Source organism: Paraburkholderia azotifigens, assembly GCF_007995085.1.
Taxonomy (GTDB): domain Bacteria; phylum Pseudomonadota; class Gammaproteobacteria; order Burkholderiales; family Burkholderiaceae; genus Paraburkholderia; species Paraburkholderia azotifigens.
In genome coordinates this window covers 1,397,310-1,419,151 of record NZ_VOQS01000003.1, presented here as the reverse complement: position 1 = coordinate 1,419,151, position 21,842 = coordinate 1,397,310, and the positions used below count along the sequence as shown (strand labels likewise).

Below are 21,842 nucleotides of genomic sequence, written 5' to 3'. Positions count from 1 at the left end.
ATGACACAACTTGGTCTTGGTCTGGATCTGTCGACGAAGCGCACCCGTAAGCGCGAGTTTCTCGATGAGATGACGCGCGTGGTGCCGTGGCAGAAGCTGATTGCGCTCATCGAACCGCACTATCCGAAAGGCAAGACTGGCCGCCCGCCGTTTCCGATCCAGACGATGCTTCGCATTCACTTCCTGCAACAATGGTTCAGTCTCTCGGACCCGGCGATGGAGGAGGCGCTGCACGACATCCCGCTGTACCGGGAGTTCGCGCTGCTGGGCACGGGTATGACGCGGCTGCCTGACGAGAGCACGATCCTGCGATTCCGGCACCTGCTTGAGGCCCATGAGCTGTCGGCCAGAATGCTGGCGACGGTCAACGAGATCCTGCAGGCGAAGGGCCTGATGCTCAAGGTGGGCTCGGCGGTCGACGCAACGCTGATTTCGGCACCCAGTTCGACGAAGAAGGCTGGCACGCGAGACCCCGAGATGAGCCAGACGCAAAAGGGCGGTAGCTGGTACTTCGGTATGAAGGCGCACATCGGAGTCGATGTGGAGTCGGGGCTGGTGCATACCGTGAAGTGCACGCCGGCGAATGTTCACGACGTCACGGTGGCGCATGAACTGTTGCACGGCGACGAGCAGGTTGCGTTTGCCGATGCGGGCTACGTGGGCATCGAGAAGCGGGGCGAAACGGGGGCGGTCCAGTGGCACGTGGCGATGAGGCCGAGCAAGCGAAGAAAGCTGGACAAAAGCAAGCGGCTGGACAGAATCTACGAGAAAGTCGAGCGGCTCAAGGCGGGCGTGCGGGCGAAGGTTGAGCACCCGTTTCGGGTGCTCAAATGTCAGTTCGGCTATCTGAAGGCGCGGTATCGGGGACTGGCGAAAAACACGGCGCAGATCGAAACGCAGTTCGCGCTGATCAATCTCTGGCTGGCTCGCGGGGTGCTCGGTAAAGCGAAATGAAGGGCGAAGACGCCCCCCAAAGGCGCAGCGTCCATGCGCAAGATGCGACCGGCATCGGTTCAACACAGCGTGAATGAGGACGCGAATTCCACTGCGCGCGTGCCAGTTAAAGATCCCAGGCAGAAAACGGGTTGTTCAGACCTTCCTAAGCAAAGAAAGCGGGCTAACACCGCCAGTACTAGTGGCTGCCTGCGGGCCCCCCACGGGTCCCGCACTCCACACGGCATCGCACTGTCTTACGTCCGTTGCCAGCGTGCTAACTCACGCCTCACCCGCTTCGCATGCCCGCGTCACGGACCGCGTTACCAGGAAGTCCACGGCCGCCCAGGTGGCAAACGGTGTGTAGGCTGTCGCGACGGAAATGCACCACTCCGGACTGAAAAGCGGGATCGGTGTCGTAGAAGCGCGAACGCGTAAGGTGCGAGGACCTACACACCGTTTGCCACCTGGGCCGCGCAGACGGATCGCTGCCGCTGGCTGTGCTATGAGAGATTGGAGAGGGTGAGGCGCTTGTTAGAGGCGCTGGCAACCATCGACAAATAGCGTGATGCCGCCTGAAGTGCGGGACCCGTGGGGGGCCCGCAGGCAAATACAAGGATTGGCGGGGTGAGCGGCTTTCTTTTGCCTACTTTTCTTTGCCGCTGCAAAGAAAAGTAGGTGCTGCCCCGCACAGGGGCGACGCCTGAAGCACGGATATGAATTCGCGGATGCCAGCGAAAAGCAAAAACCAAAAACCAAAAACGAAAAACGAAAAACCAAAAACTAACGCGCAATATCGCGCAGATATCCAGAAACCCGTTCGAGACCTCGAACCAAAACATCACGACTATTCGTGTACCCAATCCGAACATAACCTTCGACATCAAGCGCGCTGCCAGGCGTAAACATGACCCCGGTCTTCTCAAGCAAAGAAACACAAAACTCGCGCGAAGGCATATCGACATCAACGCGCACAAGAGCAGTCGTTCCCGACCGTGGCTTCACATAAGAAAGCAAAGGCTCCTTGGCAATCCACGCATCGAGCACCGCAAGGTTGCTCCTCAAAATCCCGTGATTGCGTTCAAGAATCGCCTTGCGATTTTCCAGCGCAATCGACGCAAGCAGATCATTTAACATCCCAACACTAATCGTGTTGTAGTCACGATGAATCTGCACGCGATGAATCAGTTCGACAGGCGCGACGATCCAGCCCACGCGCAAGCCCGCAAGCGACCAGGTCTTCGACATGCTGCCCGTGCTAATGCCCTTTTCGTACACGTCCGCAATCGATGCTGTAAATCCAGTACCTTCCTGATCCGTACCGCGATACACCTCGTCACTCAGCACATACGCGCCGCATGAACGCGCGATTTGCGCAATCTGCTCGAGAAACGCACGGTCCATCAAGGAGCCCGTCGGATTGTTCGGGTTGTTGATCGCGATGACACGCGTAGTCGCCTTCACCATGCGCTTCAGTTCGTCGAGATCCGGCAGGAATGCGTTCTCCTCGCGCAAACGCAGAATCTCGACGTTCGCGCCGTAACTCTCGGGAATCGAATAATGCTGCTGATAAGTGGGCAGCACGGAAATCACATGATCGCCCGGCTCGACGAGCGTTTCGTAGACCAGCGCGTTCGCGCTAATCGCGCCGTGCGTGATCAGCACGTTAGGCACCGTCTGCTTTTCATACAGCGACGCGACGTTGCTGCGCAGCCGTTCAGTGCCGTCGATCGCGCCATACGTCAGCTTCATCGGCAGAATCTCGCCGAGCAGCGCGTCTTCCTTGCCCGCAATCTTCAGCAGTTCGCCCACCGTCAGCGACTCGACACACGTTTCCGCAAGATTCAATTCGCAACGGTTCTCGTAGAGATCCATCCAGCGTTCAACTCCGAATTCCCTGATTTGCATGAGTTCTGTCCTCAAGTGAAAGCAGTGGTATTGGCGCGGCTGTCAGACGTTCGCGGCGCAGATCGATTGCTGTCGAGTGTAGACCAATTGTCTCAAATAGACAAAACACGCTAGCGACGCAAAATTGCGTGAATGCGCGGCACGGCAAAGCATGGGTAACTGAAAGGCAGAGTACGCCACGAGAGACGTGGCGTGCGCGCGAAGACTCAGCGGGCGCGCAGTATCTGGCGATAGACGGCCGGCGTGACGCCGACGCCCTGGCGGAATCGGTGGCTGAAGTGGCTCGCGTTCGCGTAGCCGCATTGCGCGGCGATATCGATGAGCGGCAAGGCCGTCGTGCGCAGCAGTATGCGTGCGCGTTCGAGCCGTTGCTGCGCGATCCAGGCATGCGGCGGCAGACCGAATGACGTGCGGAACATCCGCGCAAGATGGAATTCGGACAGATTCGCGACGGCAGCCAGTTCGCCGAGCGTCAACGGCTGCGTCAGATTCTGGTCGATGTAATCGCGCAGACGGCGGCGCGTCGCCACGGCGAGCCCGCCCTTTAGCGCGGCGTCCGTGCGGTTCACGCCTTGCGAGCGCAACAGCAGGCTCAGGATTTCATGCGACGTTTCGTTGGCACGCAGACGGCCGTCGGCGTCGTCCCACGCATCGTTCGCAAGCGACTGGCAGAGCGCCGCAATACGCTCGTCCTCGAAGTACGTGCGGTCGGCGAGCGTCAGTTCGCGCGGCTCGCGGTCGAGTTCGCGGATCGCGCGCTGCGTGAAGTGCTCGGGCAGGAAATACAGATGCATGAAATGCATGTGGCCGCGTACCCACCAGCGCGATTCGTGGTCGCCCGGCAGCGCGCACAGCCGGCTCGGCGCGCCATAGCGGCCGGGCAGCTTCTGACGCTCCGTCCGATAGCCGCCGTCCAGATAGCACGACAGCGTGTGATGGCCGGGCTGCTCGTAGACCGTTTCGGCTTCTTTGGTTTCACGCGTCCAGATAGCGACGGCGAGCTGATCGCCGAGCCACGCGAACCGGTCGAGCGTCGCATTGCACTCGTTCAACGTCTGGCAGACCGAATGCAGGCCGAACGGCGGATCGGTCGGGTCAGTCGTGGCGATGGACGGTGTGTTCACGTGAATGGGGTGAAGCGATAGCGGTGTTCGGAAGGCGATGCGATGACATCGAGTATACGTGCAGCATGACCAGCGCTTCCGATGGTCTGCCAAAAGTGCGCAATTCTGGACAATCGAACGGACGTGCGTGGACGCATAGTCGAAGCGATCCGTATTGTGTGGCGCTCTGGCTATGAATCTGTTCCTTTATGTTGTGACCGTGCTGATCTGGGGTACGACCTGGATCGCGATCAAGTGGCAGCTCGGTGTCGTGCCGGCACCCGTGTCGATTGCGTGCCGTTTCTGGCTCGCCGCAATCGTGCTGTTCGCGCTGCTGAAAATCATGCGGCGCCCGGTGTGGCCGCCGCGCGCCGCGTGGCGCTTCCTCGCGGCGCAGGGGCTCGCGCTCTTTTGCGTGAATTTCCTGTGCTTCTATTACGCGGAAGGCGTCGTGCCGAGCGGTCTCGTGGCCGTGGTGTTTTCGACCGCGCCGCTGCTGAACTCGCTCAACGGCCGGCTGTTCATGGGCCGTCCGCTGCAGCCGACGGCCATCGTCGGCGCGGTGCTCGGACTCGCGGGCATCGTCTGTCTGTCGCTGCAGCAGATGGCCGGTCATCTCGGCGATCACGCCGCGTGGCTCGGTCTTGCCGTCGCATTCGCGGGCACGATGTGCTTTTCGGCGGGCAATCTGCTGTCCAGCCGCATGCAGTCGATGGGGCTGCATCCCGTCGTCACCAACAGCTGGGCAATGTTGATCGGCGCGAGCGTGCTGACGCTCGGCAGCCTGGCTGCGGGCCTGCCGTTCGCGCTCGACACGGACGCGCGCTATCTCGGCGCGCTCGTCTATCTTGCCGTGCCCGGCTCGGTGATCGGCTTCACCGCGTATCTGATGCTGGTCGGACGCATCGGGCCCGAGCGTGCCGCGTATTGCACGGTGCTGTTCCCGTTTGTCGCGCTCGCCGTGTCGACGGTGTTCGAAGGCTATCGATGGTCGGCGCTCGCCGTCATCGGACTCGTGCTGGTGGTGGCGGGCAACCTCGTCGCATTCGGCTTGACGCAGCGGCTCTTCATGCGCCGCACGCGCGCGGCCTGATGTGCCAAAGCTAAAGGCAATTCAATTCAAATAAAAGTATAAAAAATAACCAAACGAATTATTTAAGGAAGGCGGTCGCGTTCCGGTTTGAGAAGATAATAAACACAATAACCCTGTTCCATGCGAATTGAGTATTAATTTGCGCGGAATGGCAAATGCTGATCGAAAAACGCATGGCTGAATCGCGCATGCGTTGTCTGCGTTTGCTAACGTTTTGCTTCTCGCAAGGACACGACCGTGAAAGTCTCGACCCGCGTCGCCGCCGCGCTGATTGCGCTCGGCAGCCTGATTCCCATTGGCGCTGAAGCGCAGTCGCAATTGACCTACACCACATCGTGGATAGGCAATAGTTTCGGATTCGGCGACGGAAAATGGATGCAACAGGACATTCAGGCAATTAGCGTCGCACCGGATGGAACGGTATTCACCAATTCGCCATGGGACGAAAGCGGCAGCGAAATCGCCGCATATAAAAATGGCGACAAAATGACAGTCGCGGGCGCGACGCATGGTTGGGGCGCGGCGGGCGGCGATGCAATCGCGTCGAATCGCACGTACGTCTACGCGGCGATGTCGATCGGCAATCAGAACAATGGGCTGGTCGGCGCGGATTACCCGCCCGCCGGGCAGACGTGGTTCGGCATCACGCGCCGCACCGTGGCGAACATCGCCGTGGGCGCACCGTTCGACAGCGGTATCGGCAACAGCGCAAACGCCACGAAGAACAGCTTCCTGCGCGTGAACGCGGTGGCGACGGGTACCGACGCGGGCCTTCGCGGGCTCGCGGCGACGGACGCCGAACTCTATGCATCGGACACCTACGGCAACCAGATCGTCGTATTCGATGCGAACACGATGCGCCGTCTGCGCTCATGGAGCGTCGCGGCGCCGGGGCGTATCGCCATCGACACCGATTCGTCCATCTGGGTCATGAGCGGCTTCGGTACGGCGAACGTGAGCGTGCTGCACTATTCGTCGACAGGCGCGCCGCTGCCGGGCATGCTCGCGTTGCCTGTGGGCAACATACCGACGGACATCGCCATTTCCCCTTCGGGACAGATTCTGGTCGCCGACAACGGCAGCAGACAGCAGATCCTCGTCTACGGCAAGACGGCAACCGGCGCGACGCAACTGACGGGCGCGCTCGGCACGCTGTACGGCATCTTCCACGAGCCGAAGGGCACGCCCGGCAACTGGCGCCTGAACGGCGTCACGGGAATCGGCTTCGACCAGGCAGGCAACTTCTATGTCGCGCAGAACGGCGAAGGGCCGCGCCCGCTCGCGTCGGCAACGGTCGGGCAGGGCGCAGTGCTGGAGAGCTACCGATACGCGACGCGCGCCTTCAACTGGCGGCTGCAAGGGCTGACGTTTGTCGACGGCGCGGCTTTCGATCCTGCGTCGCCGAACAGCGTCTACACGGGTTCGAAGCGCTTCACGATGGACTATGCACAGCAGTCGCCGGGACGCGAATGGAAGTACGCGGGCTTCACGCTGGACCGCTTCGATTTTCCTGATGATCCCGCGTTCCACCAGCCGCGCGGCGTGCGCGGCGAGCCGATGGTGCGGCGGATCAACGGCAAGCCGTATCTGTTCACGCTCGACCCCGGCGCGCACTACCTGAACGTCTATCGCTTCAATGCCGCTCACGACGAAGTCGCGATACCTTCCGGCCTGTTCGCGCAGAATCCGCTGCCGGGCAACTGGCCGGCCGGCCAGCCGACCTACGGCGAATGGATATGGCGCGACGCGAACGGCGACGGCCATGTCGACGCCAGCGAGATCACGGGCAATCCGTCGACGGGCAGCACGGTCGGTAACGGCTTCTGGTGGGTCGATACGCCGGGCAACGTCTGGCTCGCGACGCCCGCGAGCGGCATCCGCGAAATGCCGTTGCAGGGCTTCGACAGCCCGGGCAATCCCGTCTACACCTATGCAAGCTCGAAAATGTTCCCGATGCCCGCGCCGTTCAGCCGCATTGCGCGCATCGTCTATATCGCCGAAACGGACACGATGTATGTCTCCGGCTACACGAGCAGCCTGCCGTGGGACGCGACGCACTGGAAAGAGGCCGGCCGCATCCTCGTGCGCTACGACAACTGGAGTTCGGGCTCGCCCACGCCCGTCTACACCATCGACCTGCCGTGGAATACGGCCAGCAGTCCGCAGGTGACGCCCGTCGGCGTGGCCGTGGCAGGCGACTACATCTTCGTTGCCGAGTTGTACACGCCGAAGGTCGATGTGTACGACGCTCGTTCGGGGCAGATGGTCGGCTATATGACGCCGGGTGCCGCGGTCGGCAGCACGACGGGCTGGGTCGACGTGTACCTCGGTATCAGCGCGGTGCGGCGCGACAGCGGCGAGTATGTGGTGCTGCTCGAAGACGATGCGCGCGCGAAAATCCTGATGTATCGCTGGACGCCATGAGCGCCGTGTGAACTCATGCTGATCGACGTCAGTCGAACCTGAAACACCGTGTGTGCTGCCGTCTGTGCGAATGGACGGCTGCACGCGATCGGTATATATATGGCGGCAGAACCCTTTGCCGACGAGTCAGAACAGGAGCGACGATTCATCATGACGCGCGACCATCCGAACAAGCAGGACACTGGCGCACAGCCAGACCTCGAACACCTCGACGCAGCCGTGTCGCATGTGAACGAAATGGTGTCATCGGGCAACATTGCCGTGAGCGCGGCGCGCGGCATTCTCTATAGCCTGATCGAAACGCTCGGCGCTTTGGTCGGCGATCCGGACTTGCCGGAGCATGCGCGTTCCGGCTATGAAGGTCTGCTCGAAACCGCGCGCGAATTGCGGGTGAAGCTCGATCGCTGAGCACGTGCCGCGCGGCAAGCGGACATTCGTTTGACAGAATTCGGCACTGTCGCGCGACTGTGATACAAAGGGCGCTCGTTTCGAACGCCCTTTTTCTTTTGATGTTTTCCACTTCCGAAACCGCGCTCCTCGCACTTGGCATCACGATCGTGCTGCTGACGCCCGGTCCGACGAACACGCTTCTGGCCGCCGCCGGCTTGCGGCAGGGCGCGCGCCGCTCGCTGCCGCTGATCGGCGCCGAACTGGCCGGCTATGCCGTGTCGATCTCGGTCTGGGGCCGGTTCATCGGGCACGCGGCGCATACGCTGCCGTGGCTGCCCGCCGTGCTGCGCATCGCGAGCGGTCTGTACATCGCTTATCTCGCCGTCGACATGTGGCGCGCCGCTGTCGCCTTGCCCGATTCGGCGCCGCGCACGAACGGGCCGCGCGCACTGTTCGTCGCGACGTTGCTCAATCCGAAAGCGTTGCTGTTCGCGGGCACGATCTTCCCGTCGATCGTCTTCGAGGACATGCGCGGCTACGCGTTCGCGATGACGCTGTTCGCGTGCCTGCTCGTGCCGATCGCGTTTGCGTGGATCAGCTTCGGCGCGGCGCTCGGCAGCGGCAAGCTCAAGTGGCTCGATCCCGTGAAGATGCAGCGCGCGGCGTCGATCGTGCTGGGGATGTTTTCCTTGTCGCTCGCGTGGGCCGCGCTGCATTGAACCCGTAGCGGTTATTCGTCGGCGGCGGCGAGCGCGGCCGCGAGTCCGTCAGGCGCCGATGTGATCTGCAATTGCGGCGTGCCGTGCCAGTCGGCACAGCGCTGCAGCGCGCGCCGCAAGTCTGCCGTGAGCCGCCCGCTCACGCGGACGCCCGGCTCCAGATGCAGCGCCTTCAGTTCGAACACGCCTGTCGCGCGATGCGCCTTCGCGTCGACACGCCCAATCAGCTTCCCGCGATTCAGGATCGGCAGCACGTAGTAGCCGTATTTGCGCTTCGCGGCAGGCACGTAGCATTCGATCACATAGTCGAAATCGAACAGCGCCGCCGCGCGCTTGCGATCCCAGACGACGGGATCGAACGGCGACAGCAGCGTCGTGACCGTCGACGACATTTGCCCGCTCGACGCTGCATCGATCATCGGTGTGAAGTCGCGATGCACGAAGGTCGGCTGCTTCCAGCCTTCGACGCTCACGGGCGTCAGTTCGCCTGCGTCGGCGAGTTGATGGAGCGCATCTGTGTACGGGCGGCGCGGCATCCGGAAGTAGTCCGCGACCCAGTCCGCGCGCACCACGCCTAGCGCGCGGCAACTGCGCCGCAGCAGTTCTTGCGCGACGGCGTCCGCGGGTTGCAGGTCGCGCGCATCGTTCCAATGCGGCAGCACGCGCTCGGTCACGTCGTACACGCGCTGAAAATTGCGCCGCTCCGCGACCATCAGTTCGCCCGTTGCGAACAGCACTTCGAGGTGCCGCTTCTCCGGCTTCCAGTCCCACCAGCCATTGCCTTTGCCCGCTTCGCGTGCGAAATCGGCCGAGCGTACGGGGCCCGTCGCGCGGATCTGCGCGAGCAGCTTGTCGATCTCGGAGCGGTATTGCGTGTGCCAGTCGGCCGCGTATTTCCAGCCCATGTCGCTCGGATCGAGCATCCGGTGACGCATCAGGCCGTAATCCTCGATGGGCAGGAAACACGCTTCGTGCGACCAGTACTCGAACAGCGCGCCTTCCGCGAGATGCTCGTCGAGCCATTGCGGCTGATAGGCGCCGATCCGGCTGAACAACACGAGATACGGACTGCGCGCGACGACATGAATCGTGTCGATCTGCAATTGCGCCATCTGGCGGATCGCGTCGAGCACATCGGCTTTGGTCGCCTTGCGGCGCGGCGGCGTGAGCAGGCCTTGAGCGGCCAGATGCAGGGTGCGGGCGGCAGAGACGGGCAGTGTGATCACGCGATGATTGTCGTAGCGATCCGGGCGGCGACGGCCTGGCAAGAAAGAGCGGCATGGCGGCTTGCCATGCCGGACCTTTCGCTACTGTAGCGTGTCCGGCGAACACGCACTTCTGGTTTGCCTGCGCCGTCGGGGCGCCGCCTTACCAGCGGCCGTGATGACGTCCTTCCCAGCCGCGATGATGGCCGTGCTCGTGCCAGCGCGGCCTGCCCCAATAGCGGGGCCCATAGCCGCCATAGCCGCCATAGCCGCCGTAGTAGACGGGCGGCGGCGGGGCGTACACGACGGGCGGCGGCGGCGCATAGACGACAGGCGGCGCCGCATAGACGGGCGCACCCAGATACACGCCGACGCCGACTTGCGCCGATGCTGCCGTCGATGCACACGCAGCGGCAACGCCGAATGCCGCCACAACCATCGCACGTTTGATCATGCTGTTCTCCTTTCCCTTGCAGAGCGGGCTTGAGCGCTTGCGCTCCCGTCCTGAGCCAGACCTGACCGGACGCTGACTTAATCTTACGAAATGGAAAGAATTAGAGGTGCAAGCAGAGCGTCGCTTGTGTAACAACGAGTAAGCGGTTGCTATACAGGAGAGAAAAATGCAGTCGGTGAAAAGCGAACGGCCCGCGTTACGCATCACGCGGGCCGCTGCATGAGAAAGGAATCAGGCGCCCAGCGCGACCGTTTCTCCCGCACGCTCGGCGAGCATCTGATGGATTTGCGCGACGACCTGCGCGCCTTCGCCGACGGCGGCAGCCACGCGCTTGGTCGATCCCGCGCGCGCATCGCCGATTGCGTAGACGCCTTCGACGGACGTCGTCAGATCGCAGGCCGAATCCTTGCCCGTCAGCACGAAGCCCTTCGCGTCCAGTTCGACGCCGCACGAGCGCAGCCAGTCCGTGTTCGGATCGGCGCCCGTGAACAGGAACAGATGGCGCGCGTCGAAGCAGTCGCGTCCGTCGGCGCATGGGCGCTTCAGGCCGATTTTCGCGAGTCCGCCTTCATCGCCTTCCAGCCAGCCGATCTCCGTGCCCGGATAGACGGTGACATTGGGCAGCGACGAAATCCGGTCGATCAGATAGCGCGACATGGTCGATTCGAAGCCGCTGCGGCGGATCAGCACGTGAATGTGCTTCGCGTGCGACGCCAGATAGACGATGCCCTGTCCCGCCGAATTGCCGCCGCCGACCAGCACGATCTCCTCGCGCTTGCACAGCTTCGCCTCGACGGGCGACGCCCAGTAATAGATGCCGCGGCCGTCGAAGCGGTCGAGTCCGTCGATCTCGGGGCGCCGGTAGACCGCGCCGCTCGCGATCACGATAGCCTGCGCGCGGATGCTGCCCTGGCAAGCGAGTTCGAGCCGGTACGGACGCTCGTCGCAATGCAGATGCTTGACCCTGACGGGAATCGCGACGTGCGCGCCGAACTTCTGCGCCTGCACGAACGCGCGGCCCGCGAGCGCCTGGCCGGAAATGCCCGTCGGAAAGCCGAGGTAGTTTTCGATGCGCGAACTGGCGCCCGCCTGGCCGCCCGGCGCGCGCCCGTCGAGCACGATCACCGACAGGCCTTCCGACGCCGCATACACGGCCGTTGCCAGCCCTGCCGGGCCCGCGCCGACGATCGCCACGTCGTACACGTGTTCCGAGTCGAGATCGGGGATCAGGCCGAGGCAAGTGGCCAGTTCGGGATCGCTCGGATGACGCAGCACCGAGCCGTCCGGACAGATCACGAGCGGCATGTCTTCGGGTCCTGCCGCGAACTGCTCGACTACGCGCAGGCCGTCTTCATCGCGTTCGTCGAGGACGGTGTGCGGATGACCGTTGCGCGCGAGGAACCCTTGCAGCGACACCAGCCGCCGGTCATTGCTCTTGCCGACGATGATCGGCCCGCCCGCGCCGCGCTCGATCAGCCCGACGCGGCGCAGGATCAGCGCGCGCATGATGCGCTCGCCGAGTTCGGCTTCCGCGACGATCAGCGCGCGCAGCCGTTCGGGTGTAATCAGCAGGACTTCGCCCGGCTCCAGCGCCATCGCGTCGATGAGCGCAGGCTTGCCCGACAGCTGGCCGACTTCGGCGAGGAACGAACCCTTATGGTGTACGTTGATGAGCAGTTCGCGCCCGAGCCCGTCGCGCTGATACACCTTCACTGCGCCCGACAGCACAACCATCATCCCGGCGCCCGTGCTGCCCGTGCGGTACAGCATCTCGCCCGTCTCGAAGTGGCGCCGTTCGCCGAACTTGCACAGCCGCTTGATTTCCTCCGGCTGGAGTTCGGGGAACATCTGGTGACGCCGTGTCGACAGCGTCGAGAACGGCGCCTCGCCGGCGGCGGCGCGTTGCGCGTCTTCACCCTCTCGCGTTACACCCATCGGATTTGCTCCTTGCTGCGCGGTGTGCCGGAACGGGCACGCCGCGCTTTTCGATCAGACTGTCTTCGGCGTGATGCCGACGGCCATTGTTGGCTCGAGTTCCTCGGCGAGCGGCTCGAGGTGTCGCCCCGCGTCGCGCCACGCATCGAGGCCGCCGCGCAGCGGAATCACGTCCTGGAAGCCGGCTTCCGTCAGTTGCTTCGCCATCCACGCCGCCGACACCTCGTTCGGACACGAGCAATAGATCACGAGCTTCTGATCGTGTGGGTACTTCGCGACGATTTCGTCGAGCTGACGCTCGTCCGCGAACACCGAGCCGGGAATCACGAACGGATCGAGCGCGCGCTTTTCCTGCGAGCGGATGTCGAACAGAACAGGCGAGCGCTTGTCGAGCATCAGCTTGTACAGTTCGTCGACGTCCATGCGCGCGGTAGCGAGCTTCTTGATCAGCTGACGGCGCCGGTACCAGCGATACGAGCAGTAAATGGCCAGCAGCACCGCGACCACCACGGCCGTCATCTTGCCGAGGCGGCTCGCGCCGGCGAACAGCATGTCGATCTGCTGGGCGAACACGACGCCGAGCACGAGGCCGAGCCCCGACCAGAGCGTCGCGCCGATGCTGTCGTACGCGAGGAAAGTGCGGTACGGCGTGCCCATCGCGCCCGCCATCGGAATAGAGACAATGGACAGGCCCGGCACGAACTTCGCCACGGCCAGCACACGCACGCCCCAGCGGCCGAAGAAGCGCTCGGTCTTCTTCACGCAGGTATCGCGCGACAGCGACAGCTTGCAGAGCGTCTTCAGCGTGTTGCCGCCGTAGATGCGCCCGGCCGCGAACCACGCACTGTCGCCGATCAGCGTGGCGAACACCGCGAGCACGAGCACGGGCAGCACCTGGGTGCCCACGGAACCAGGGTGCATTGCGGCCATCGCGCCGAACAGCACGAGACAGGGCATCGCGGGCACGGGCAGCCCGATGGATGCGGCAAGCACATTGACGAATACGATGGCAGGCCCGTACTGCTCGACGAGATCATGTAGCATCGGCTTACTTTCGCGGTTGTTGAGCCGCGAAGTCGACAGGAATTGACTAAAAGATTATGGACGCATTTTCAACGCGTGCAAGAGAGGTGCGTTTTGCGTCCGGGTATTGCCGAAATGCGGCAAAAGCGCATATTGCCTGAGTCTCTTGCAAAAGACTTTCGGCCTGCCCGATGAACATCGCGTGACGTTCGGCGAGGCATTGGAAATGGTGGCGACTACGCCAAAAACAAGAGGCGCGGCACGGGATCAGACCCGCGCCGCGCGCTCTTCATGATGCCGTTGATGACTGCAACGAATTATTGACGGTGGTTATGCTGTTCGCCCGGCAGTTCGGCGCCGTGCGCACGGATGGCTGCGATCAGCTCCGCAGGCGTGATTTCATAACGCACTTCACGGTGGATGCCCGGCTTGCGTTCATCGACTTCGATCAGAAGTATGCCTTTGCCGTCTTCTGTCGATTCGAGACGCAGCGTGCGCAGTTCGCGACCCGTTTCGTCGTCGTGCTCGGTGAGCAGGGCCATTGCCCCGGAAGACCCGGTGGTGCGCATCGAAAATTCCCTCTTGCGTGATTGAACAACGTTGCCGAACAGGCATTGTAAGGGCAGTGCCGCGCGCCGTCTGTCGCGTGGCGCTCACACTCATCCGATTATGCGGGCGAGCCGTGCGCGATGCATCGAAGGGACGGGGCGCGGGATGGAAACACAAGGCCGGCGCGGCTTGCGGCGGGGGTGCCGCGGGGGTGCCGCGGTTTGCACCGACGTTCGCGACGCGAGTCCGACGCGCGGTCGTGACGCGCCGCGCGCGGATTTCGGGCGCGTTCGCGGCGCGCGTGCGGTGGCTGTCACGGTCGTGACGCCTGCATGTGCTTGACGTGATCAGCGCAAGAACCGGGAGGCAGCGCGGCAGGCCGTTACGATAAAGTGGGCACATTCGGAAGGCCGCGCAGCCTGTTGACGGCGGCCCTCACGGCCCTGCAGGAGGATTTCATGAAGCAATGCATGTCGATGCCCAGCCCGCTCGGCGACATTCTGCTGCGCGCCGAGGACGACGCGCTGACGGGCGTGTACTTCGTCGGACAGAAATATTTTCCGGCTGCCGACGCGCTTGCCGCGAATGGCGAATCACGCGTGCTGCATCAGGCGCGCGAGCAGCTCGAAGAATACTTCGCAGGCGAGCGTTTTCAGTTCGCGCTGCCGCTGCGGATGCCCGGCAGCGCATTCCAGCGCGACGTGTGGGAGCAACTGGTGCAGATTCCCTACGGCGAGACGGCCAGCTACGGCGGCATCGCGCAGCGGCTCGGCTTGCCGCTGTCGGCATCGCGCGCAGTCGGCGCGGCCAACGGGCGTAATCCGATCTCGATCGTCGTGCCGTGCCACCGCGTGATTTCGAGCGCGGGCGATCTGACCGGCTACGCGGGCGGACTGCATCGGAAGAAGGCGCTGCTGAAGCTGGAGCGGCCCATGTCGAAAGCGCCGCAACAGCTGGAGTTGCCGGCGTTCGGTTGATGACACGAACGGTGCTGGCGGCACGGGCGCGGCGGGCAAAAAAATAGCCCGTCCAAAAGTGGGCGGGCTACTTAAACGCCGTTGTTACTCGGGTCAGCCGGCCCGCACACAATCCTGGGCGCTGACGGACGTATCTTTATTGGCCAATAGCGCGTTGTCGAGATGGGAGTAACGATGATCCATCAGACCAATGCGTCCTCTTCGACTGCGGTGTGAACCGCGCGCGCAGGCACGGCGGGAGCGCGCAGCGCCGTCGCCGTACGCACCGCCTGCTTCTTCGCGCCCTGCTCGGGTGCGCCCGCCACGGTGAACAGACGCACTGCTTCGTCGAGCACGTCGGCCTGTTCCGCGAGACGTTGCGCGGTGGCCGCAGCCTGCTCGACGAGCGCCGCGTTCTGCTGCGTCGCGCTGTCCAGGTGCGATACGGCCTGATTGACCTGGCCGATGCCGTCGGCCTGTTCGCTGCTCGCGTTCGCCACCTCGACGATCAGCGACGACACACGCGCCACCGCCTCATCGATCACGGCCATCTGCGCCGTCGTACGCGCGACGAGTTCGGTGCCTTGCGCCACTTCGTTCACCGTCGTATCGACCACCTGCTTGATTTCCTTCGCCGACGCCGCGCAGCGTTGCGCGAGCATGCGCACTTCGCTCGCGACCACGGCGAACGAGCGGCCCGCCTCGCCCGCGCGCGCCGCTTCCACGGCCGCGTTGAGCGCGAGAATGTTGGTCTGGAACGCGATACCGTCGATCACGCCCGTGATGTCGGCGATCCGCTTCGAGGCTTCCGTGATGCCCGCCATCGTCTGCTCGACCTGCTGCGCGACCTTGCCGCCCGTCGCGGCCGCCGATTGCGCGTCGCGGACCAGATCGAGCGCGCGCACGGAGGCGTCGGCGTTGGCCTGCACGGTGGTTGTCAGCTGCTCCATCGTCGCCGCCGTTTCTTCCAGCGATGCCGCCTGCATTTCCGTGCGGCGTGCGAGGTCCATGTTGCCCGACGAGATTTCGTGCGCGGCATCGAGCATTCCGCCGATCTGCGTGCGCACGTCGAACACGATCGCTGCGAGATTCGCCTTCAGCTGGTTGAGTGCTTGCAGCACGTCGCCGAGATCGTCGTGACGCGCGATGGCGAGATCGGCGGTCAGGTCGCCCGCGGCCATGCGCGTGGCGAACGACGACATCGCGTCGACCGGCTGGCCCAGGTGGCGCGACAGCAACTGAGCGGCGGCCGCGCTCGTCGCGGCCGTCACGCCGAACGCGATCCAGAACGGCAGCGGCGGGGTGCCGCCCCATGCCACGAGGCCCGCCGCCAGCAGTGCGACGGGCGCGACCATATAGCCAATCGTTGCGCGCATCGCGACGGGCAGCCGCATCAGCGCGCCAAGCTTGCCGAGCAGACCCGTGCGCACGACGACGCCCTGCTGCAGCCGCACACCGCGCGCTTCGCCCGCGCGCATCTTCGCGTATAGCGCGTCCGCCGCGCGGACCTGCTCGCGATCCGGCTTGACCCGCACGCTCAGGTAGCCGACGGGCGTGCCGTTTTCGATAACGGGCGTGACGCTCGCCCGCACCCAGTAGTGATCGCCGTTCTTGCGGCGGTTCTTGACGAACGCCGACCAGGGACGGCCGGCGCGGATCGTCGCCCACATGTCGGCGAAGGCTTCGGCGGGCATGTCGGGGTGACGGATCAGGTTGTGCGGCTTGCCGATCAGTTCGGCGCGCGTGTAGCCGGACACGGCGACGAATGCGGGATTGCAGTACTGGATCTTGCCTTTGAGATCGGTGGCTGAAACGAGCATCTGCGAGGACGGATAGTCGTACTCGTTCTGGGTAACAGGCTGGTTATTGCGCATCACGTTCCTTGGACTGCCGGATGCCTTGGCATCCGAATGGTTCTGTAAGGCTTAACGGCATAGACCCTGGACTCTTTAGGGGTTTCCTGGTATTTGACTCAGGTAATGCCGGCGTTCGCCGATAACACAGAGTTCGGTGCGCGGCGTTGCTGATCAGCGTGCCCGTGGCGGAGTGCTTGCACACGCAATCGACGTATCTCGGGCCCAAACCCGGCCTAAACTCGTTGGATAACGGCCTCGCTTTCGCATCTTTTGCGGTCACGCGCGAGATCGAGCGAACGTCCGGCTGGCGAGCGGTTCACGATGCAGTCAGTCAACGGCGTGGATTACCTGCCTTCGACGCGACGCCGACCCATGAGGCGCGACAACATGCAAAACCTTCTCGATCGCACGCAGGAATCGCTGGCTGAAGGGTTTGCCACGCTTCTGCGCTCTGCGCGGCGGCAGCGGCGGCTTTATCTCGTGACGATCGTCGCGCTGCTGGCGATCCTCGTCGTGTCCGCCTCGCTGCTCTCGGCGCTCGCGGTCGGCAAGTATGTCGATTACATGCGCAGTATCCGCGCGCAGGACGCCGCGAACTTTTCGGTGGCGATTCATCGCGGACAGTCGTTCCTCAGGCGCGCCGAGCTCACTGTCGTCTATTACGAGAGCACGGATCAGGTTCAGCGCGTGTCCGCCGAGGCCGAGCAGGCGGCGCGTGAGCAGGGCGTGGTCACAGCGGCGGGCTCGGGTCTGGAGACGGGCTACCAGGTGCTGATTTCCGAGGCGACCCGTGCGCGCTGGGGCGAGAGTCTGAACGCGAGGCTGTGGCGGCTCTCGTCCGCCGCCGACTCGACGCTCGTGACGCGCGCTGCTTTCGACGTAACCAATCGCGCTGTGATCGTCGGGCTCGCGGACGATTACGCGGTCCTCATGCCGGAGCTCTCGCCTTCAACCGATCCACATGCGCCGCCCGCTTCGCCCGCGCTGATCGGCACGTTGCGCGACACGCTCGAGCGCAACCTGCTCGCGCAGACGGGCTCGCGCGCGCCGCCGAAAGGCAATTACGTGCTTGCGGGCCCATACCGTGATCCGCTGCTCGGCGCACCCGCGATGGTCGCCATCACCGCCTACTATTCGGGCGATACGCCTGTCGCGCTGATCGCGCTCATTGTGCCGATGGAGCATTTCTTCAACGTGACTGCGAGAACGCCGTACGAGGGCACGCTGCTGCTGGTCAGCAAGCGTGGCGTGGTCAAGACGCAGCCGCCGATCGACGCCGACAGGGCGCAACACGTGATGCGCGAAGCCGCGTCGCTTCCGCCTGACACGCCCCGCTATGGGCTCGACGGCGTGCTGTTTTCAGTGCCCGTCGCCGACGTGTCGTCGTCGCTCGTGTGTCATCTGTCCTGGGGCGACATCGTCGGCGCGCTGCGCTGGCAGCTCGGCGCGATCGTCGGCGTAGCCCTGCTGGCAGCGCTCGGCGTGATCCTCACGGCGAAGTTCTGGGGTTTCACACTGCTGCGCCGTTCGAACGAAGAGGCGATGCGCGCGCTCGAAAGCGAGACGATCAACCACATCCTCGTGGCGGCGACGCCCGTCGGGCTGTGCATCGTGCGGCAGCGCGACTTTCATATCCTGACGTCGAACCAGCTGGCGCGCGAGCTGCTGCATCTCGGCGACGCACCCGGCAGCTTGCCCGCGCATATCGCCGCCGCCTTCAAGGAGCGTAACGCACACGAAGCGGGCGCGTCGCGGCTCGGCAAGTTCGCGGAGTTCATCGTGAGTGCGCTGCCCGTCGAGCCCGCCGCCGCCGACCATCCCGACACGCAATATCTGCAGATCAGCTATGGCGCGGCGCGCTATCGCGGCGAGGACGTGCTGTTTTGCGCGCTGCTCGACGTCACCGTGCGGCATGCGCTCGGCCAGCAGATTCGCGCAGCGCAGCGCGAGACGGAAGCCATGATGAACGCGCAGAACAGTTTCTTCGCCGCGATGAGCCACGAGATTCGTACGCCGTTGAACGCGCTGCTCGGCAATCTCGAACTGCTGTCGATGACGCCTGGCCTCGACGCCCACCAGCAACGCCTGCGCGCCGTCGGCGCGGCGGCGGACGGGTTGCGGCACATCGTCAACGACATCCTCGATTTCTCGAAGATCGGTGCGGGCAAGATGAAGCTGCTGCCGGAATCGTTCAAGCCGATCGACGACCTCGAAAACCTCGCGCTGTCGTATGCGCCGCTCGCGTCCGGCAGGCCGTTGCGCTTCTATGCGCACTTGTCGCCGTCGCTCTACCGGCCGATTCGCGGCGACCGTGCGCGGGTCGTGCAGATCGTCAACAACCTGCTGTCGAACGCGTTCAAGTTCACGTCGAGCGGCAAGATCACGTTGACGGCGCACGTCGAGCCCGACCTGCACGACCGCCCGGTGCTGACGTGCCGTGTGATCGATTCGGGGATCGGCATGGATTCGTCGCTGGTTGCGCGGATCTTCAATCCTTTCGTGCAGGCCGAGTCGAGTACGTCGAGCCGGATCGGCGGGACGGGCCTCGGCCTCTCCATTTGTGCGCGGCTGTGCGAATTGATGGGCGGCAAGATCGGCGTCGAAAGCGTGCCGGGGCTCGGCAGCGCGTTCACCGTGTCGATTCCGCTCGATCCGACGGCACAGGCGCTCGCCGACGCTTCCGCTGCGCTGCCGCCACGGCCGCGCGGCAGCGCGTTGGTGCTGTGCCAGGAAGCGGCATCGGCGAAAGTGCTGGGCGAAATGCTCGAGTACGTGGGCTGGACGGCGAGCAGCGCGACTTCAGTGGCGGCGGCGGAAGCCTGGCTGCGCGTGCACCGGCCCAGGTTCGTGATCGTCACGGGCGAATATGATCTCGACACCGTCTCGGCGTTGCGTGCGATCCAGGCGGTGCCCGTCGTCTGGTTGACGCGCGGCGGGCAGCATCGGCCGACACAGCGCGCCGAAGGCGTGTTCGAAGTGACCGAGTTCAGTCACGACGCGATCTTCGCGTGCATCGAGCAATTGACGGGCGGCGCCCCGCCAGCGGAAGCGCCGTCCGCCGCAGCCGCAGGCGACGAACGCGCGGACGATCCCGCGCTGCAAGGGCTGCGCGTGCTCGTCGCGGAAGACAATCCGCTCAACCAGACGCTCATCGTCGAGCAGCTGACCGCGCTCGGTTGCGAGCCGATCCTCGCCGGCGACGGCCGCGAGGCGCTGCTGTTGCTCAAGCAGACCGAGGCCGATCTCGTGCTGACCGACATCCACATGCCGATCATGGACGGCTATGCGCTGATGGAAGCGCTGCGCCAATCGCATCCGCATTTGCCCGTGCTCGCGTTCAGCGCGGTCGCGGCTGCCGAGCAGATCGACGAATGGCGGCGGCGCGGCTTTGCGGCATATGTGCCGAAACCGGCGTCGCTGAAACAGGTGGCGGCCGCGCTGCTGACGCTCGGCTTGCGCGCGCGGCACGAACCGGCTGACACAGCGGCGCAAGAGGAGGAAACCGAAGAAGCATCGGTCGACGTTCCGCAAAAAACCTTCGCCGCCCCCATGCAGCAGCCTGCCGACACAGCGCCCGCGCTCGACCCCGCCGACAAAGCCCGCTTCATGCAGATGCTGCGCGACTATCTGGCGGCGGACCTGCCGAAACTGGCGTCGATCGTCGACAGCAAGGACGTGAAAGCATTGCGCGAATGGGCGCATAGCGCGGCGGGCGGCTTCCTCGTCGCGCAGGAGACAGCGTTCGCCGCGCAATGCCGCGAGCTTCAGTATCTATGCGACGGCGAGCCCCAATGGACGTCCGTTCACGCCGCCCACGCCGCTGCGCTGCACGACCGCTTGCGCAGCGCCTTCGAAGTCGACGTCGCGTCGATCCAATGAGCGCCACGTCGCATGAAAACAACGCCGGGCGCGGGATATTGAGCGTACGCTTCTTCGAACAGCACCATCCCGCCAGACTCGCGCACATCGCAGTGCGCGCACGACGTCCCGGCAAATTGTTTTCGCTTTACTTCCGTTTTGCGTGAACCCAATAATGGGATTCGTTTGCATTTTGTAATCTATATTACGGAGCGGTTGCGCGTGATATATGACGCGCGCCACTTGTGCGTGTGGCTGTTGTTCCTATAAAAAGTCGCGTTTCGAACACCAATCGACTCAACTCAGGGAAGCCAAGCATGTCCGCGAACAAGATCAACAAGACTGCCGCGGCGGCCGTCGCAAGCGCAGCACTTCTCTCGCTCGCGACGGGCGCACACGCGCAAAGCAGCGTCGCGATGTACGGCGAACTCGACACAGGTCTCGCGTACATCAGCAACGTCGGCGGACATTCGCAATGGAAGGCGACGTCGGGTCTGGTCGACGGCAGCTATTGGGGCTTGCAGGGAATCGAGGATCTGGGCGGCGGCTATCGCGCGATCTTCCGGCTCGAGCGCGGCTTTTCGGTCACGTCGGGCGAAATGTTCAACGATCACCCGTACTACGTCGGCATCGGCAACGAGAAGGCGGGCACGCTGACGCTCGGCCATCAGTACGATCTCGTCCACGATTATTTGGCGCCGTTCACGCTGACGGGCGGCACGGGCGGCACCGCGTTCGCCCATCCGTTCGACAACGACAACGCGAACAACACGTATCTCGCCGCCAATTCGGTCAAGTATGCGAGCCCGTCGTTCGGCGGTCTGACGTTCGGCGGCATGTATGCGTTCTCGAACACGGCGGGGCAGTTCGCGAACAACCGTGCGTACAGCTTCGGCATGAGCTATCAGGCAGGCGCGCTGAACGCGGGCGCTGCGTATCTGCATGCGAACGGGCGCGGCAATTCGCCCGCGGGCGCGTTCGAGGCCGTCGTGCTGCCCACCACCAACGATGTTTTCGATGCCTCCGTGCAGACGCAGAATACGTACGGCGTCGGCGTGAGCTACGCGATCGGCGACTTCACGATGGCGGCCGCGTGGTCGCGCTCGACGTTCACCGGCGTCACCGTGATCGACACGGGTGGCCTCGCGCCGTCCGCCGGTTTTTCCAATTACGAACTCAACGGCATCTACCAGTTGACGCCGAGCGTGGCGCTGGCCGGTTCGTACACGTACACGAAGGGTTCGGGCGCGCACTGGCACAACGGCGGCGTGCAGGCCGACTATCAGTTCTCGAAACGCACCGACACGTATCTGGAGGCGATTTACCAGCGCTCGTCGTCGGGTGCGCCGGCCGTCATCAATTCGGCCGATCCGTCGTCGGGTCACAATCAGGTGCTGATCGGCGCGGGCTTGCGGCACCGCTTCTGATGCGTGCCG

General features: G+C 64.0%; 16 protein-coding genes. 8 read left to right on the top strand and 8 right to left on the bottom strand.

Going from position 1 to position 21,842, the window contains the following annotated elements; all coding sequences use genetic code 11:
* Positions 1-954, top strand: a complete 954-nt coding sequence (locus FRZ40_RS23630; protein ID WP_147233913.1) for an IS5 family transposase — start codon at positions 1-3, stop codon at positions 952-954.
* Positions 955-1,716: 762 nt separating this feature from the next.
* Here the strand turns inward: FRZ40_RS23630 and FRZ40_RS23625 are convergent.
* A complete protein-coding gene (locus FRZ40_RS23625; RefSeq protein ID WP_028369582.1) occupies positions 1,717-2,841 on the bottom strand; it encodes an aminotransferase in 1,125 nt (374 codons plus the stop codon).
* Positions 2,842-3,047: 206 nt separating this feature from the next.
* A complete protein-coding gene (locus tag FRZ40_RS23620; protein ID WP_147235772.1) occupies positions 3,048-3,965 on the bottom strand; it encodes a helix-turn-helix domain-containing protein in 918 nt (305 codons plus the stop codon).
* A gap of 172 nt (positions 3,966-4,137) precedes the next feature.
* Between FRZ40_RS23620 and FRZ40_RS23615 the strand changes: the two genes are divergently transcribed.
* The 4 genes from FRZ40_RS23615 to FRZ40_RS23600 all read left to right on the top strand — a co-directional run bounded on the left by FRZ40_RS23615 (position 4,138) and on the right by FRZ40_RS23600 (position 8,570).
* On the top strand, positions 4,138-5,037 hold the full coding sequence (locus FRZ40_RS23615) for a DMT family transporter (protein WP_028369584.1): 900 nt from the start codon (positions 4,138-4,140) through the stop codon (positions 5,035-5,037).
* 237 nt (positions 5,038-5,274) lie between these two features.
* On the top strand, positions 5,275-7,461 hold the full coding sequence (locus tag FRZ40_RS23610) for an NHL repeat-containing protein (protein ID WP_147235771.1): 2,187 nt from the start codon (positions 5,275-5,277) through the stop codon (positions 7,459-7,461).
* A 150-nt stretch (positions 7,462-7,611) separates the two neighbouring features.
* A complete protein-coding gene (locus FRZ40_RS23605; RefSeq protein WP_147235770.1) occupies positions 7,612-7,869 on the top strand; it encodes a hypothetical protein in 258 nt (85 codons plus the stop codon).
* A 101-nt stretch (positions 7,870-7,970) separates the two neighbouring features.
* Entirely contained in the window at positions 7,971-8,570 is a 600-nt protein-coding gene (locus FRZ40_RS23600) for a LysE family translocator (protein ID WP_147235769.1), read from the top strand.
* Between the two features lie 11 nt (positions 8,571-8,581).
* Here the strand turns inward: FRZ40_RS23600 and FRZ40_RS23595 are convergent, their stop codons facing one another.
* From FRZ40_RS23595 to FRZ40_RS23575, 5 genes are all read right to left on the bottom strand, one after another.
* Positions 8,582-9,796: a winged helix-turn-helix domain-containing protein gene (locus FRZ40_RS23595; RefSeq protein ID WP_147236768.1), complete on the bottom strand. Its 1,215-nt coding sequence runs from the start codon at positions 9,794-9,796 to the stop codon at positions 8,582-8,584.
* 142 nt (positions 9,797-9,938) lie between these two features.
* Positions 9,939-10,229 carry a hypothetical protein gene (locus FRZ40_RS23590; protein ID WP_147235768.1) on the bottom strand — a complete coding sequence of 97 codons (291 nt, stop codon included), beginning with the start codon at positions 10,227-10,229 and terminating at the stop codon, positions 9,939-9,941.
* A 231-nt stretch (positions 10,230-10,460) separates the two neighbouring features.
* Positions 10,461-12,164, bottom strand: coding sequence for an FAD-dependent oxidoreductase (locus FRZ40_RS23585; RefSeq protein WP_028369590.1), 1,704 nt, complete (start codon positions 12,162-12,164; stop codon positions 10,461-10,463).
* 54 nt (positions 12,165-12,218) lie between these two features.
* A complete protein-coding gene (locus FRZ40_RS23580) occupies positions 12,219-13,208 on the bottom strand; it encodes a DedA family protein/thiosulfate sulfurtransferase GlpE (protein WP_028369591.1) in 990 nt (329 codons plus the stop codon).
* A gap of 296 nt (positions 13,209-13,504) precedes the next feature.
* The gene (locus tag FRZ40_RS23575) at positions 13,505-13,756 is read right to left on the bottom strand and encodes a hypothetical protein (RefSeq protein WP_028369592.1); all 252 of its coding nucleotides are present in this window, start codon (positions 13,754-13,756) and stop codon (positions 13,505-13,507) included.
* Positions 13,757-14,194: 438 nt separating this feature from the next.
* On the opposite strand from FRZ40_RS23575, the gene FRZ40_RS23570 reads away from it, so the two are divergent.
* A complete protein-coding gene (locus FRZ40_RS23570) occupies positions 14,195-14,713 on the top strand; it encodes a methylated-DNA--[protein]-cysteine S-methyltransferase (RefSeq protein WP_147235767.1) in 519 nt (172 codons plus the stop codon).
* Between the two features lie 182 nt (positions 14,714-14,895).
* Here FRZ40_RS23570 and FRZ40_RS23565 read toward each other — a convergent pair whose 3' ends face one another.
* Positions 14,896-16,566, bottom strand: a complete 1,671-nt coding sequence (locus FRZ40_RS23565; protein ID WP_147235766.1) for a methyl-accepting chemotaxis protein — start codon at positions 16,564-16,566, stop codon at positions 14,896-14,898.
* A 369-nt stretch (positions 16,567-16,935) separates the two neighbouring features.
* Here FRZ40_RS23565 and FRZ40_RS23560 point away from each other — a divergent pair, with 369 nt between their 5' ends.
* The gene (locus FRZ40_RS23560; protein ID WP_158647028.1) at positions 16,936-20,427 is read left to right on the top strand and encodes an ATP-binding protein; all 3,492 of its coding nucleotides are present in this window, start codon (positions 16,936-16,938) and stop codon (positions 20,425-20,427) included.
* A gap of 296 nt (positions 20,428-20,723) precedes the next feature.
* Positions 20,724-21,833, top strand: coding sequence for a porin (locus FRZ40_RS23555; RefSeq protein ID WP_147235764.1), 1,110 nt, complete (start codon positions 20,724-20,726; stop codon positions 21,831-21,833).
* Positions 21,834-21,842: the final 9 nt, after the last annotated feature.